The organism is Winogradskyella haliclonae, from assembly GCF_014635865.1.
Taxonomy (GTDB): Bacteria; Bacteroidota; Bacteroidia; order Flavobacteriales; family Flavobacteriaceae; genus Winogradskyella; species Winogradskyella haliclonae.
On record NZ_BMDQ01000004.1, the window covers coordinates 11,315 to 25,992 of the forward strand.

Consider the following 14,678-nt stretch of genomic DNA (forward strand, 5'->3'; position numbering starts at 1 on the left):
TTATAAGATTAGAGATTAGGCTTCTTCTTCCTCATTTTCTTTTACCTTTTTCTTTAAAGACTCTGCTGCATCACCTTTCTTAGCTGTATCGTACATTATTGGAGTTGCAATAAATACCGATGAATATGTACCAACTAATACACCCACTATTAAAGCAAATAAGAATCCTCTTAACGAATCTGCTCCTAAGAAGAACATCGCTAATAGTACGACTAAGGTTGTTAAAGATGTATTTAATGTTCTACTCAATGTACTATTTACAGAAGCATTAATCGTTTTTCCTAAGCTCCAGCCCGAATGTTCATTAAGATATTCTCTAATTCTATCGAATACAACCACGGTATCATTAAGCGAGTATCCAATTACGGTCAAAATTGCCGCAATAAATGCTTGGTCAATTTCCATACTAAAAGGCATCCATTTCCATGCGATTGAGAATATACCTAATACAATTAATACATCATGGAAAACCGCTGCAACAGCTCCAAGTGAGAATTGCCATTTCTTAAAACGAATTAAGATATAAAGGAATACAACTACTAAAGAACCGAGTATTGCCCAGAAAGATGATTTTTTAATATCATCGGCAATTGTTGGACTTACTTTACTAGATAGCATTTTACCAATCTTCTTATCTCCAGAACCCTCTAAAAATTCATCATAAGTGATTCCGTCCGGTAAGTATGTTTTTAAAGCTTCAAATAATTTAGACTGTACTTCTTCATCGGCATCAGTAGAGTTATCTTCAACTAAGTATTTTGTTGAAATTTTTAATTGGTTATCGGCACCAATAGTCTTTACCTCTGCACTACCAAAAACAGCCGGATCATTTAATGTCTTAGAGACTTCTTCTGTACTTAAGGATTGTGCAAAACGTACTTGATATGTTCTACCACCAACAAAGTCTATACCTTGATCCAAATTGTTTGTAAATAAAGACGCTACACCTGCAGTAATTAATAATCCAGAAATTACATATGCAATCTTACGTTTTCCTAAGAAATTAATATTTACATTCTTTAGGAAACCTTTAGTTATAGCTGTAGAGAAATCTAATTTTCCACCACGATTTACATACCAGTCAATAAGTAATCTTGTAATAAAAATTGCTGTAAATAATGATGTTAAAATACCAATGATTAATGTTGTCGCAAAACCTTTAATTGGTCCTGTTCCAAAAATAAATAAGATTAATGCTGTTAGACCTGTGGTTATATTGGCATCTAAGATTGAAGATAATGCATTCGCAAAACCATCTTTAATGGCCATTTTCTGATCTTTTCCTTTAGCTAATTCTTCACGGATACGCTCAAAGATAAGTACGTTAGCATCAACCGAAATACCAATAGTTAATACGATACCAGCGATACCAGGTAATGTTAATACTGCCCCTAATCCAGACAATACGCCGAAGATTAAAAGGATGTTAAATAATAAAGCAATATCTGCAAATCCACCTGCTTTACCATAATAAAAAATCATCCATAGTAAAACAAATATTAATGCTAAACCAAAAGAAATTATACCAGAATCAATAGCTTCTTGACCTAAAGATGGCCCAACCTCATCAGCCTGGACAATCTCAGCAGATGCTGGTAATTTACCAGCTCTTAAAACATTCGCTAAATCTGTAGCCTCTTCTACAGTAAATGTTCCTGAAATCTGAGAATTACCTCCAGCAATTGGCCCAGTACTTACTCCAGGTGCAGAATACACAATATTATCTAAGACTATAGCAATATTACCTCTTGTTTCATAAGCAACTTTGGTCATATCCTCCCAAATCTTAGCACCTTTTGCATTCATCTGCATGCTAACTGCCGGGCGGTTAACTTGGTCATAATCTTGTCTTGCATCTGTAATAACAGCACCACTTAGCTGAGGCTCATCATCTCTGTTACTCTTTAGACCATATAGCTCTACAAATTCTGAGTCTTTATCTGCAGGTTTACCCCATGCAAAACGTGCATAACGTTGCTCTACAGGTAATAAATCACGGTTAGCATTAAGCTTCTTAAGAACATCATCCTTATCCTTAGCTAAGAAAATACCTATCACTGGACCTCCAGAACCTAAATTCTGAATTCCTAATGGGTTTGTATTTTCCTGTACAGCAGTAGAATCGTTTTCTATCTGACCTGTTAAGTCATCAATAACGCTTGATGTAGAATCTACATCTTCAGTAGCTTCAGTTTGTTCAGTTGTATCTTCTGTAGTTTCAGTAGCTGCTTTTTGAGCCTCAAGTAAACGCTGGTTAACTTGTAATAAGTAACCCGCTAAATCTTGAGTTGTATAAGTTTCCCAGAATTGTAACTGGGCTGTTTTAGTAATAATATCTACTACACGTTTCTTATCTTTAGCTCCTGGTAATTCTATTAATATACGACCACCATTACCTAATCGTTGAATATTTGGAGATGTTACACCAAACCCATCGATACGATTACGTAATACCTCGAAAGCAGAAACAATAGATTCATCAACCTTTCTTGAAATAATACTTTGTACCTCTCCATCAGTCATATTAAACGTAATATCATCGCTCAATGTACGGTTAGCAAAAATATCTGGAGACGCAAGTTTGGTATCGCCTTTAATAGCATCAAACGCCGTGTAAAATGATTCTAAGTAAGAATCCTGAGAGTCTTTCTGTAACTCATCAGCATCTAAAAGTGCTTGATTAAAAATTGGGTCTTTACTATTATTGGCAAGTCCTTTTAAAATATCTTTTACAGAAATTTCTATAATAGCATTAATACCACCTTTAAGGTCAAGACCTAAGTTCATGGCATTATCTTTCACATCGCTGTAGGTATACTTACTTATACCTAAGTTATAGACTTCTTGGTTATTTAATGAATCTAAGTAACGTAACTCTGCAGTACTGATATCGTTGTTCTCTGTATACTTAGATTGTGCAAATTGCTTTGCTTCTTTTTCAAGCTGATTGGCTTTAAACGTAAATGATAACTGGTAGATACTTACCAATCCAAATAGTACGGCAAACAGCTTTACTAATCCTTTGTTTTGCATTGTTTTTGGTTTTATGTCGAATTTTACAAATGAGCAAATATAATTTTCGCCTATCTATCCGACAATTAATTTGTTATAAAAATTGAGTTGAAATTGAATGAGAATAGATATTCTCAATTAGTACTCAGCAGTATTTACTGAATAAATTTTGGTTAAGCTAATGGTCCTGCTCTAACTTCTGGTATGTTATGAGATGTATTATCTGATACAAATACTACCAACTGGTTAGCATTGTAAGCAACTTTTAAATTAAAATAGGTTTTGGAAGTCTCAACTAAAACAGGAAACCTAAGCACATCAGGATTAAAAGAGCGGTCACTCTTTAAATTAAAGGTATAAACTTGCTGACCTTCAAAGTCCCATGGTGTATTATCCCCTATTTCAATTTGAAAAATATCAAGAATGTAGTCTTTAGCTTCTTTTTGTATCGGCAGTTTTGATTCGCTATCAAAAGTAATTTCTGCTTCTTCAGAAAGCATCTGTTTTACATTACTGACAGCTTTATCGCTATGATAAGAAATACGAACAAATCCATTATCACTTGACGTAATTTCAATACTATCTGCTCCAATTAGCTCAAGTGCATTTGAAATTTGTACTAAAGAATCTTCTGCCTGCGAATCTGTAAGCTGCTCATCTGCAAAGTGAATTACAATTTCTTGATTGGCAGAAGGTTTCTGGTACTGCTGCACTACACCTAACAATGTTAGGCTTAATACAAAGCTAAATAAGTACCATTTTATTTTCATGCGCCAAATATAAAAAATAAAGACTGCTTTTTTGCAGTCTTTACCATAGAATTATATAAGTCCTCTAATTTACATTTTTGTATATCCTTCAGGAGGCGTTAAATTAAATTTATTGTCATCAACAGGTTTAGCTTCCATCTTAGTCACCTCAGATTTAATAATAATTTCTGATCCCATCTGATTCATTTTAATCACCATATACAAAGGATAACCATTTACCTTGTCACCTAACATAGCTGTTTGCTGTGTTTTTACTCCCTGAATTTTATCAGTAATAAACATTTCCATAGTCATTTCTGCACCATTTTGGTTAATGCTTATTATATATTGTTTTAAATCATAACCAAGGACATTCTTAGTTTCGGTCCCTTCAGTTACAGTTATGTTTTTTAACATTTCTTCAGTAACCTCAACCTTTTGAGATGCATATTTTTTTCCTAATCCCGGCATATCCATAAGCTGCAATAACTCATTTGATTCAGCATCAATAATGATAGTTACATCTCCTGACATTGGATTTGAAGATTCAGTCCTAGACTTAGCACCATCTACATAAGTTGTTGTTATCATTTCACCTATTGCAGATAAGCTTGCGTTGACTTGTTCATTTGGAGATGTCATGTTTTGTTTCATGGTAATAACACCTTCAGTAAATTTTTCCTGAGCTATTGCAGAAAATGAAATCCCCACAGCTAGGAGAAATAATAAAATATTTTTCATAATTTTTAAAATATAAAGCCTCATTAGTGATAACTAATAAGGCTTTGTTAATAGTTATTTAATTTATTGTGAACTAAAGTTCTAAAAGACCATTCGTCTTTTTTACACCTTCAGCACTTGCTTTCATATGCTCTTTTTCAGCATCACTTAAAGACACATCAACAATTCTTTCGATTCCATTTCTACCTAGTACCACTGGTACACCGATACATAGGTCACTTAAACCATATTCGCCATCTAATAATGTAGAGCATGGATAAACTTTCTTTTGGTCACAAGCAATAGCTTGCACTAATCCAGATACAGCAGCTCCAGGTGCATACCACGCAGAAGTTCCTAATAATCCTGTTAAAGTAGCACCACCTACTTTGGTATCAGCAGCAACTTGGTTCAGTCTTTCTTCAGATAAAAACTCAGAAACCTTTATACTATTTCTTGTTGCATGTGATGTTAATGGCACCATACCTTTATCACTATGTCCGCCAATTACCATACCATCTACATCACTAATTGGAGCTTCTAAAGCTTCTGCTAATCGATACTTAAAACGTGCAGAATCTAATGCACCACCCATACCAATAATTCTATGCTTTGGTAAGTCTGTAATTTTGTGTACCAAATATGTCATCGTGTCCATTGGATTACTTACTACAATTAAAATTGTATTAGGAGAATGCTCTACCAAACTTGCAGAAACTGTCTTTACAATACCAGCATTGATACCGATAAGCTCTTCACGAGTCATTCCAGGTTTACGAGGAATACCAGAAGTAATTACACAAATATCGCTATTTGCAGTTTTAGAGTAATCACTTGTACTTCCTGTGATTTTAGTATCAAAACCGTTAAGAGATGCTGTTTGCATTAAGTCCATTGCTTTTCCTTCAGCATAGCCTTCTTTGATGTCTAACAAAACAACTTCTGAAGCAAAGTTTTTAATCGCAATATATTCTGCACAACTTGCACCTACTGCTCCTGCTCCAACTACTGTTACTTTCATATTTATGGTATTTATTAGTGTTATTAAAATGTGATTGCAAAATTAAGGCTTTACACCTTAAATTCCATGAATAATATCATAGTATTAACAAAAAAAAGAGCTGCGTTTCTGCAGCTCTTTTTAAACTCTTTTAGTTTATGCATCAATATTCGCATAAATAGCATTTTTCTCTATAAATGCTCTACGAGGTGGAACTTCATCACCCATTAGCATTGAGAAAATACGGTCTGCTTCCACACCATTATCTATCTGTACTAAACGCATGGTTCTAAACTCAGGATTCATAGTTGTATCCCAAAGTTGCTCTGCATTCATCTCTCCAAGACCTTTGTAGCGTTGAATTTTTGAACCATCTCCAAATCCAGATACAATTTCATCGCGTTCTTTATCAGACCATGCATACTGTTTCTTAGCACCTTTCTTTACTAAATATAAAGGTGGTGTTGCAATATATATATGACCATTCTCAACCAGTTCTTTCATATATCTAAAAAAGAACGTTAGAATTAGTGTTGCAATATGACTACCATCAATATCGGCATCACACATAATCACAATTTTATGGTATCTCAATTTTGAAAGATTTAATGCTCTAGGATCTTCTTCTGTTCCAATTGTAACACCAAGTGCTGTAAATATATTTTTAATCTCTTCGTTCTCAAAAACCTTGTGCTGCATTGCTTTTTCAACATTAAGAATCTTACCTCTTAATGGCAGAATCGCTTGGAATGCTCTATCACGCCCTTGTTTTGCTGTTCCACCTGCTGAATCTCCCTCAACTAAAAACACTTCACATTTTGCTGGGTCTTGCTCAGAACAATCCGATAATTTTCCAGGCAAGCCTCCAATACTCATCACCGTTTTACGCTGAACCATTTCACGGGCTTTTTGAGCTGCATGACGTGCTTGTGCTGCTAAAATTACCTTTTGAACAATCGTTTTAGCATCATCTGGATTTTCTTCTAAATAATCTGTCAACATCTCAGAAACAGCTTGAGATACCGATGCCGAAACTTCACGATTACCTAATTTAGTTTTTGTCTGACCTTCAAATTGAGGTTCAGCTACTTTTACGGACACAATCGCAGTTAATCCCTCTCGGAAATCATCTCCAGAAATATCAAACTTTAACTTATCTAGCATTCCTGAACCATCAGCATACTTTTTTAATGTATGTGTTAAACCACGACGGAAACCTGATAAGTGAGTACCACCTTCATGGGTATTGATATTATTTACATACGAATGTAAATTTTCTGCATAAGACGTATTGTAAATCATGGCTACCTCTACTGGCACACCATTTTTTTCACCCTCAAAAGCAATAACATTTTTCATTAATGGCTCACGAGTAGCATCAAGAAACTGAATAAATTCTTTTAAACCTTCTTTTGAATGAAATGTTTCTCCTTCAAAAGAACCGTCTTCTTTTTTATTACGCTTATCTACTAAATGAACAGTAATACCTTTATTAAGGTATGCTAACTCACGCATACGGCTAGCAAGTGTATCGTAATTGTACTCTAAGGTTTGTGTAAAAATAGTTGGGTCTGGCTTAAAGGTAACTGTAGTACCTCTCTTATCCGTGTCGCCAACAGTTTTTACTGGATATAAGGTTTTACCTCTTTCGTATTCTTGCTCCCAAATTTTACCATCTCTATAAACTGTAGCTTTAAGATGCTCCGAAAGTGCGTTAACACACGAAACACCAACTCCGTGAAGACCTCCAGACACTTTGTAAGAGTCTTTATCGAACTTACCACCAGCACCAATCTTGGTCATTACTACTTCAAGTGCAGAAACACCTTCTTTTTTATGAAGACCAACAGGAATACCACGACCATCATCCTCTGTTGTAATAGAATTGTCCTCATTAATAGTTACAGTTATATTATCACAATGTCCAGCTAATGCCTCATCGATAGAGTTATCTACAACCTCATATACTAAGTGGTGTAATCCTCTTACACCAACATCACCGATGTACATTGATGGACGCATACGTACGTGTTCCATTCCCTCAAGGGCCTGAATACTATCCGCGCCATATTGCTTTTTGTTTTCTTCGCTCATATTATTTTGAAAATAAGATTTAGTTCTAATTTATACACATAAAAAAAGACGCTTTTTGCGTCTCTTTTGAGTACCATCAAAGATAAGAAATAACAAGCCTATTTTAAAGCTTTTTGTAAGTTTTACGCAATAATTATCAACATTTGTTAATTACCTGAAAGTGTCTTAAATCGCTTAAAAAGTGTCTTAAATTAGATTTTGGCGATTTTTATTATCACTTAAGAATTTAATTTAATAAAAATGGCTTAGACGTCAAATTCTGAAATTTTGGTTTGGTTAGAATTTGAATAAAATCATGTTGATTTACGCTTCTTCATAAATGGAAAGTCATTCCATTTCCAAATTACGTATGTAAGTAACAAATAAAATACATTCCATATAACAATAACTATAATAAATGGTGTCCACGTTTCGAAAGTGATGTGTTCTGGAATATAAAAAACACTATCTCCATTATTATAGTTAGTAAGCAAATGACGTGTTGCCCAATTATTTCCTAAATGTATACCAATAGGAAAAAACAACGTTTTTGATTTTAATAATGCTGTCGCAAATAATAGATGACCTATAGGAATTGTAATCGCTAGAAAAAGAACCATTGCTTTATTTTGAATTACTTCTCTATCTAAAATATGAACTAGCATAAATAATGTTCCAAAAATGAGATTTGCTTTGACGACATTACTTACTTCAATTGTTTTTTTAAAAGCATAGCCTCTAAATAATAATTCTTCTATAGCTACTTGTGGCAGAATACTATAAAATCCATATAGAATGACACTATAGTTTATATCCGAAGTTGTGATTTCAAATGTCGCACCTGTATATAATCCTCTAAAGTATTTAGCCAATAAAAAAGCAACAGCTCCAATAATTATTCCTATGGGCAAAAAAGAGAGGTTACGAAACGATACATTTAACCCAATATGTTTTAATGACTTTTTATCTATTTTGAATAGAAACCAAGTTACTACAATTAGCAATATTACAGATGTAAACGGAAAATAACGTTTTAAGAAAGGTGTTTCAATCAAGCCACTAACAAAAAGCGCTAACCCATAGAGAACAATTATTACTATAAATCGGCAAATAATAGGATATTTTGATATTAGTGTTTTCATACTATTTAGGTATTAGTCATTTTAGCCACTATTTAATTGGCTATAAAAAAAGATTAGAAAAAATAACGATTAAGACTTCGTCTTTAGAAATGGTATAGATAGTGGATAATTACAAACTCCTGAACTCAAAGCTAACATCAAATTTTTAACGCTAAAAATGATACCAAAAAGTGCTACTGCTGCTGTACCAAAAAAGTTAAACCCCGGAAACGGAAAAAATAACAACAGCGATATAATTAACAAGAGATTAATAGTGCAATGAAAATTAATCACAGCTCTACCATGCGAATCGTAAATTTTATTATCCTCAGCTTTACTTATCCATATAAATAGTGGGAACAGCACATTTGCAAAAGGAATTATTAAACCAAAGAAAGGCGAACCATGTATCAATAACATCCACTTACGTTTTATAGTTTCTTCTTTTGGATTATCTAATACAATGAGATCGTCTACTTCTACATCTAAACCAACTGCTAATAACTTTATGGTTTGCAAATGTGGTTGTACCTCACCTTTCTCTATACGTTGAATTGTACGTACACCTACAGTTGTTTTATCTGCAAGCTCTTCTTGAGTAAGCCCTTTAAGTTTACGCTGGTATACTAAATTATCTTTTAATGTTTGCTGTTTCATTACTACATCATTTTGTCAATACAAATCTATGATGCTATTTCTGTTTTTCTCACGCCATTTATGTGTCACCTATCTGTCATGTATAAGTAATACAGGTAGTTCTACAATCATAGTAGTTAATTTAACCCTACTTGACCTTTTACAGAATCAAAGAGTCTTTTAGAGTCAAAGCCCACTCCGTCTTTAAAAACTATCTCCATATTTCTAATATTTTTAATATCGAAATTTAAGTCTCCATTGATTAGAATTATATCAGCTTGTTTACCAACTTCTAAGGTTCCTAAAAGCTTTTCTTGCTCTAAGAATATTGCACCATTAAGCGTGCAAATTTTAATAGCTTCTTCTACGGTAAATCCTGCTTCTACTAAAATCTCTACTGTACGCTGATTTGCATAACCAGCAACGGTGCGTCCTGCTCCTGTTGGGTCAGTTCCCGCTACTAAAAAACCACCTTTGTCATAAAAACGCTTAACCCAAGTTAAATTTTTATTGAATCTAGCTAAACTTGCTGCATCTCGTCCTTGAGCTCTTTTATAGTCCTCTTTTATACGTTCTTGAATCTGAGGTGCCAATGCATCTAAACCATTGCCAGGAACAATTTCTCTATCTGTATAAGGTTCAAAAACATTTGGTGTTGTTGTAATTACTGTTTTGTTTTTAATAAGTAAATCAATGAGATTATTTATAGTCTCACCATCCACAGGCTCATTCGTAAGACCTTGTCTAGCCTCAAATGGATCACATATATTTTCTTCCTTATTCTTTACAAAATCACTTGCAGCCATAAAACCATGCTCTAAATTGTCAATACCAATATTTGAAGCTTCCTCATAAGTTAAGGAACATAAATGCCCTGTAACTTTAAGACCTCTTTTATGGGCTTCTTCTACGCATATCTTTAAATCTTCTTTAGTAATGTTATTATATACTTTAAATGAGGTCACGCCTTTATCTGCCCAATAATTGACAATTTTTGAGACTTCTCCAGGGCTATCTATAAATCCTAATTCTGGCACTTTTGGCCCTTCGCGCTCTATAAAAGGTCCAGTTACATGCATTTTAGGTCCTGTCATTCTGCCTTCGTTAATCCATTTTTTGACATTTAAATCTGTTTGAGGCTGAATACTTCCTCCCGTTCTCATAGATGTAACACCACCAGCTAAATACAATCTTGGAAAAGTAAATGTCATTTGACCAACACTAAACCAATTTTCGAAAGGTTTTGTATAAAACATATGCTCATGTAACATTACCAATCCCGGAATTATAGTTTTCCCTGTTCCATCTATGGTGGTAGTACCATTAGGGATTTCTAAATCATTTCCAATGGCTTTAATTTTTCCATTGGAAATTATTATAGTTTGGTTTGTCTTTGAAGCACTCCCTGTACCATCAATGACAGTCACATCAGTAATAGCATATTCAGTATCATCAACAGTTATAAATCGTTTCACCTGAGATGAGAATTCTTGGGCATAGATTTTAAAAACGAATAAGACAATAATAGCTATGGATATTTTTTTCTTCATTTTTAATTATGGTTTAGTCTAAAAAAACGCTTATGTTAATCCTAATCTTTAGAAAAGACAAAATCCCGCAGAAGCGAGATTTTGAATTTACATTAATTAATATATATAGAAAAATTCTATCGATATTCTTTTCAATATTTGAGAGCTTACTTAACTATTCTAGTAAGAATCATCATGGACACTGGCAATAGCTCTTCCAGAAGGCTCGTTCATGTTTTTAAAAGCTTCATCCCACTCTAAAGCAGTTGCTGTACTACAAGCTACACTTGCCTCTTGAGGCACGCTATGCGCTGCAGTATCACTTGGAAAGTGCTCTTCAAAAATTGAGCGATAATAAAATTCTTCTTTGTTTAGAGGTGTATTGATTGGAAATCTAAACTTAGCATTTGCTAATTGCTCATCTGTCACTTCTTTTTCAACAATGTCTTTTAGTGTATCTATCCAACTATATCCCACACCATCACTAAATTGTTCTTTCTGTCTCCAAGCTACGCTCTCTGGTAACATATCTTCAAAGGCTTTACGAATAACCCACTTCTCCATACGCTCACCGTTAATCATTTTATCCTTTGGATTGATACGCATCGCAACATCAATAAATTCTTTGTCTAAAAATGGAACACGACCTTCAATACCCCAAGCCATTAAACTCTTATTTGCACGTAAACAATCGTACATGTGTAACTTATCTAATTTACGCACTGTTTCTTCATGAAACTCTTGGGCACTTGGTGCTTTGTGGAAATACAAATAGCCTCCAAAAATTTCATCTGCACCTTCACCAGACAACACCATTTTAATACCCATAGACTTAATAACACGAGCCATTAAATACATCGGTGTCGACGAACGAATTGTTGTAATATCATAAGTTTCTATATTATAAATTACATCCTTAATTGCATCTAATCCTTCTTGAATCGTAAACTTAATTTCGTGGTGTACTGTACCGATATGATCTGCTACTTTTTGTGCTGCAGCTAAATCTGGTGAACCTTCTAATCCTACAGAAAAACTGTGTAGTTGTGGCCACCATGCTTTTTCCTTATCATCTGCTTCGATACGTCTTTCAGAGTATTTTTTTGCAATAGCAGAGGTTACTGAAGAATCTAATCCTCCCGATAATAAAACACCATAAGGCACATCACTCATTAATTGTCTATGCACAGCGTCTTCAAGGGCTTGGCGCACTTCTGCAATACTTGTTTCATTATCTTTTACAGCTTCATACGCTTCCCAATCGCGCTTGTACCATTCCACCAATTTACCATCTTTACTACTCATGTAATGACCTGGAGGAAACAACTCAATTTTAGAGCAAACGCCTTCTAAAGCTTTTAGCTCTGATGCCACGTAAAATGTCCCTTCTTTATCCCAGCCCATATATAGTGGAATAATACCCATATGGTCACGTGCTATAAAGTATTCGTCTTTTTCTGCATCATAAATGGCAAAGCCAAAAATACCATTCATATCATCAACAAAATCATGACCTTTCTCTTGATATAATGCTAAAATAACTTCGCAATCACTTTCAGTCTGAAAGTCGTAATCAGGAAATTTAGAACGCAACTCTCTATGGTTGTAGATTTCACCATTTGCAGCTAAAATCAACTTTTTATCAGCACTAAATAAGGGTTGTTTTCCTGAAGCTGGATCAACAATCGCTAAACGCTCATGCGCCATAATTACTTTATCATCACTATAAATACCGCTCCAATCTGGACCACGATGCCTTATATTTTTAGACATTTCTAAAACTTGTGGTCTTAGAGTTTCTGATTTTTGCTTTATATCAAACGCACATACAATACCGCACATAATGTTTACTTTTTTATATTATTATGAAGCAAATATGAAATTAAACTTTCAATTATTAAACATTAAAACAATTATTGATTTCAATATGTAATTTTTAATTAATTAATTCAATAAATTTAAAACTTAACTTAATCGATTTCACACTATTTGCTATCAATCTGTAAATTTTAATAATTCTTTACGACAGAAGCCTTCAATTACTAACTAATTTTAAACCATAAAACTCAATAATTCACTTATGAAAAATTTTAGACTACTTACAACTGTTGCTTTTGCTTTTTTGATGTTAGTATCATTTAATGCTGAAGCTCAAAAATTTAGAGGCTTAGACAAAAGCCCTATGGACGCAGCATCAATAGGACGTGGAAACAAACAATTAGCTAAAGTTTATTACAGTAGACCTCAACTTAAAGGAAGAACTGTTGGTAAAGACTTAGCACCACATGGAAAAGTTTGGAGAACTGGAGCAAACGAAGCTACTCAACTAATATTGAATGTTGACATGAATCTAAACGGAACAAAGATTAAAGCGGGGACATACTCTTTATTTACTATTCCAGGTGAAAAAGAATGGGAAGTTATTGTCAGTTCTGACCTTAATAATTGGGGTGCTTCTGGTTATAGGAAAGATAATACAGTTGCTAGTATTAAAGTACCTGTAACTATGGGAGACGAATCTTTAGAAGCATTTTCTATGGCATTTGCACCATCTGATGATGGCGTACATCTACATATGGGCTGGGATAAGGTAAGAGTTGCTGTACCTTTTACAAAATAAGAATCGCTTACTTATTAAATAAAAAAGCCTTGATTTCTCAAGGCTTTTTTATTTAAGGTATATTCAAATATTTATGGGTCTGTAAGCTGACTTTCCACTTCGGATTTGCCATTACATAATCTACAATTTGAGGCATCATTTTATCTCGTTTAGACCATTCTGGCTGTAAGTACAAAATACAATCTTTATTGACTTGGACAGCTTGTTCCTCCGCGAATCTAAAATCATCTTTATTATGGATGATACATTTTAGCTCATGGGCCTTGGCAAAAACTTCTTCTGTCGGTAATTTATTTTTCTTAGGTGATAAACAAATCCAATCCCATTCACCACTTAATTTATAAGCACCTGAAGTTTCGATATGTGTCTGTACACCTTTGGCTTTTAATTGTGACGTTAAAGGATTCATGTCCCACATCAATGGTTCTCCACCAGTAACAACAATAGTGTTACTATACTTTACCGCATTCTCAACAATCTTTTCGGTTTCTGTTGGCGGATGCAATTCTGCTAACCAGCTTTCTTTTACATCACACCAATGACAGCCAACATCACAGCCTCCAATACGCACAAAATACGCAGCAGTTCCCTTATGATAACCTTCACCCTGAATCGTATAAAACTCTTCCATTAAAGGCAAAAGCAGTCCTTTATCTATCAATTCTTGTCGTTCTCGTCTTGTCATAGCTGGCAAAGATAATTTAAAAGTTGGAAGTTACAGCTCAACTTAATAAGTTACTTCGCCGCAATGACATCAATCTCTATACTTGCACCACCAGCTAATCCTGCAGCAGCAAAAGTTGTTCGGGCTGGTTTTTTTGTAAAGTATTGCGTATAAACCGAGTTGAAGGCTTTAAAGTCATTAATATCGCGCAAAATAACAGTGCATTTCACCACATTATCTAATGATAAATTATGATGCTTTAAAACATCTTCAATATTTTTTATTACTTGTCTAGTTTCAGCTTCAATACCGCCTTCAACTAAATTTCCAGCTTTATGATCTTTACCTATTTGCCCCGTTAAAAACAACAAATTATCAGTTTCTACTGCATCACTAAAAGGCACATTGGCTCGACTAGGTTCATGCGATTTATGAAATTTAATTTCTGAGGTAGAATTAGTACAAGACAGAAATGCAAAACTTAAAAAAAGACAGAAAATTAAAAGATACTTTGTCATAATATTGATTTTTATTCTTGACTAAAATTACACTAT

At 34.0% G+C, this 14,678-nt stretch carries 12 protein-coding genes; 1 reads left to right on the forward strand and 11 read right to left on the reverse strand.

The window, feature by feature from the left end; genetic code table 11:
* Positions 1–15: 15 nt before the first annotated feature.
* The 9 genes from secDF to asnB form a co-directional block, all read right to left on the reverse strand.
* On the reverse strand, positions 16–3,033 hold the full coding sequence (gene secDF / locus IEV10_RS12735) for a protein translocase subunit SecDF (protein WP_188375123.1): 3,018 nt from the start codon (positions 3,031–3,033) through the stop codon (positions 16–18).
* Between the two features lie 152 nt (positions 3,034–3,185).
* Entirely contained in the window at positions 3,186–3,782 is a 597-nt protein-coding gene (locus IEV10_RS12740; RefSeq protein WP_188375124.1) for a hypothetical protein, read from the reverse strand.
* Positions 3,783–3,851: 69 nt separating this feature from the next.
* Positions 3,852–4,502, reverse strand: a complete 651-nt coding sequence (locus tag IEV10_RS12745; RefSeq protein WP_188375125.1) for a hypothetical protein — start codon at positions 4,500–4,502, stop codon at positions 3,852–3,854.
* A gap of 73 nt (positions 4,503–4,575) precedes the next feature.
* Positions 4,576–5,502 carry a malate dehydrogenase gene (locus IEV10_RS12750; RefSeq protein ID WP_188375126.1) on the reverse strand — a complete coding sequence of 309 codons (927 nt, stop codon included), beginning with the start codon at positions 5,500–5,502 and terminating at the stop codon, positions 4,576–4,578.
* A 135-nt stretch (positions 5,503–5,637) separates the two neighbouring features.
* Positions 5,638–7,575 carry a DNA topoisomerase (ATP-hydrolyzing) subunit B gene (gyrB, locus tag IEV10_RS12755; protein WP_188375127.1) on the reverse strand — a complete coding sequence of 646 codons (1,938 nt, stop codon included), beginning with the start codon at positions 7,573–7,575 and terminating at the stop codon, positions 5,638–5,640.
* 293 nt (positions 7,576–7,868) lie between these two features.
* Positions 7,869–8,696, reverse strand: a complete 828-nt coding sequence (locus IEV10_RS12760; protein WP_188375128.1) for a CPBP family intramembrane glutamic endopeptidase — start codon at positions 8,694–8,696, stop codon at positions 7,869–7,871.
* Positions 8,697–8,765: 69 nt separating this feature from the next.
* Entirely contained in the window at positions 8,766–9,332 is a 567-nt protein-coding gene (locus IEV10_RS12765; protein ID WP_188375129.1) for a helix-turn-helix domain-containing protein, read from the reverse strand.
* 116 nt (positions 9,333–9,448) lie between these two features.
* Complete coding sequence (locus IEV10_RS12770; protein WP_188375130.1) at positions 9,449–10,861, reverse strand: amidohydrolase family protein; 1,413 nt, start codon at positions 10,859–10,861, stop codon at positions 9,449–9,451.
* Positions 10,862–11,020: 159 nt separating this feature from the next.
* On the reverse strand, positions 11,021–12,682 hold the full coding sequence (gene asnB / locus IEV10_RS12775; protein ID WP_188375131.1) for an asparagine synthase B: 1,662 nt from the start codon (positions 12,680–12,682) through the stop codon (positions 11,021–11,023).
* Positions 12,683–12,920: 238 nt separating this feature from the next.
* Between asnB and IEV10_RS12780 the strand changes: the two genes are divergently transcribed.
* Positions 12,921–13,460, forward strand: coding sequence for a DUF2911 domain-containing protein (locus tag IEV10_RS12780; protein ID WP_188375132.1), 540 nt, complete (start codon positions 12,921–12,923; stop codon positions 13,458–13,460).
* Positions 13,461–13,512: 52 nt separating this feature from the next.
* Here the strand turns inward: IEV10_RS12780 and IEV10_RS12785 are convergent, their stop codons facing one another.
* Entirely contained in the window at positions 13,513–14,145 is a 633-nt protein-coding gene (locus IEV10_RS12785) for a 7-carboxy-7-deazaguanine synthase QueE (protein WP_188375133.1), read from the reverse strand.
* Positions 14,146–14,195: 50 nt separating this feature from the next.
* Positions 14,196–14,642 (reverse strand): Rid family detoxifying hydrolase, encoded by a 447-nt coding sequence (locus tag IEV10_RS12790; RefSeq protein ID WP_188375134.1) that lies wholly within the window; start codon positions 14,640–14,642, stop codon positions 14,196–14,198.
* Positions 14,643–14,678 lie beyond the last annotated feature (36 nt).

What these genes read in the sequence shown, in the direction of transcription:
- secDF (WP_188375123.1), bottom strand. Translation starts at nt 3,033, where the DNA reads ATGCAAAACAAAGGATTAGTAAAGCTGTTTGCCGTACTATTTGGATTG.
- IEV10_RS12740 (WP_188375124.1), bottom strand. Translation starts at nt 3,782, where the DNA reads ATGAAAATAAAATGGTACTTATTTAGCTTTGTATTAAGCCTAACATTG.
- IEV10_RS12745 (WP_188375125.1), bottom strand. Translation starts at nt 4,502, where the DNA reads ATGAAAAATATTTTATTATTTCTCCTAGCTGTGGGGATTTCATTTTCT.
- IEV10_RS12750 (WP_188375126.1), bottom strand. Translation starts at nt 5,502, where the DNA reads ATGAAAGTAACAGTAGTTGGAGCAGGAGCAGTAGGTGCAAGTTGTGCA.
- gyrB (WP_188375127.1), bottom strand. Translation starts at nt 7,575, where the DNA reads ATGAGCGAAGAAAACAAAAAGCAATATGGCGCGGATAGTATTCAGGCC.
- IEV10_RS12760 (WP_188375128.1), bottom strand. Translation starts at nt 8,696, where the DNA reads ATGAAAACACTAATATCAAAATATCCTATTATTTGCCGATTTATAGTA.
- IEV10_RS12765 (WP_188375129.1), bottom strand. Translation starts at nt 9,332, where the DNA reads ATGAAACAGCAAACATTAAAAGATAATTTAGTATACCAGCGTAAACTT.
- IEV10_RS12770 (WP_188375130.1), bottom strand. Translation starts at nt 10,861, where the DNA reads ATGAAGAAAAAAATATCCATAGCTATTATTGTCTTATTCGTTTTTAAA.
- asnB (WP_188375131.1), bottom strand. Translation starts at nt 12,682, where the DNA reads ATGTGCGGTATTGTATGTGCGTTTGATATAAAGCAAAAATCAGAAACT.
- IEV10_RS12780 (WP_188375132.1), top strand. Translation starts at nt 12,921, where the DNA reads ATGAAAAATTTTAGACTACTTACAACTGTTGCTTTTGCTTTTTTGATG.
- IEV10_RS12785 (WP_188375133.1), bottom strand. Translation starts at nt 14,145, where the DNA reads ATGACAAGACGAGAACGACAAGAATTGATAGATAAAGGACTGCTTTTG.
- IEV10_RS12790 (WP_188375134.1), bottom strand. Translation starts at nt 14,642, where the DNA reads ATGACAAAGTATCTTTTAATTTTCTGTCTTTTTTTAAGTTTTGCATTT.